This is a genomic window from Pseudomonas fluorescens, from assembly GCF_902497855.1.
Lineage (GTDB): Bacteria > Pseudomonadota > Gammaproteobacteria > Pseudomonadales > Pseudomonadaceae > Aquipseudomonas > Aquipseudomonas fluorescens_BI.
The window spans coordinates 1-579 of sequence record NZ_CABVHU010000065.1 but is presented as its reverse complement, the minus strand read 5'-3'; the positions used below and the strand labels follow the sequence as shown (position 1 = coordinate 579).

Here is a 579-nt window from a genome sequence, read left to right as displayed (position 1 = left end):
TCAGGCCGAGGGCGTTACTGTGACTGGCCATGACGCCATCAGCGTAGCTGAAACGTCGAACGGAATCGTTGTTGCGATTGATCACTTCGATCAGTTGACCATTTTCGTCGTAACGGTACTGCACCAGGGTTTCGACGGCGAGGTTGTCGACCACACGCTTGACGTCGGTCAGGCGACCCAGAGGATTGTCGTAATGCAGGTGAACACGAACACCGCCCGGGGCGCTGATGTCGGTAAGCGTATTGTCGGCCGAATAGGTGAAGTGCAGGTAATGCCCCAGGGCATTTTCAATGCGCTGCAACTGAACAGCAGTATCGTCGTCCGGCACTTCGCCGAAATAGAAGAAAGTGTTGTCGAGTGTCTGTAGGAGGTAGTGACCGCCCTCAGTGCGAACCAAGTGGATTTGCTCATAAGGGTTGTAGGTGCGATCGCCAGGTTCAACGTCAACAAAGGGCACACTGCGCCCCTGGTTATCAGTGAGGTAGACGAAGCTGCCACTTCTGCGCAGACTTTGTTCCCACGGCAGCACCCACCCTCTACCCAGCACGCTTTCAACGTTCAAATCACTTGCGTAGAAAC

The 579-nt window shown here is 54.7% G+C and carries 1 protein-coding gene; it reads right to left on the bottom strand.

Annotated features, from left to right (window positions below; genetic code table 11):
• Nucleotides 1-579 (bottom strand): DUF6531 domain-containing protein (locus tag F8N96_RS34850; protein WP_224794181.1); only part of this gene is annotated, 579 nt, incomplete at both ends.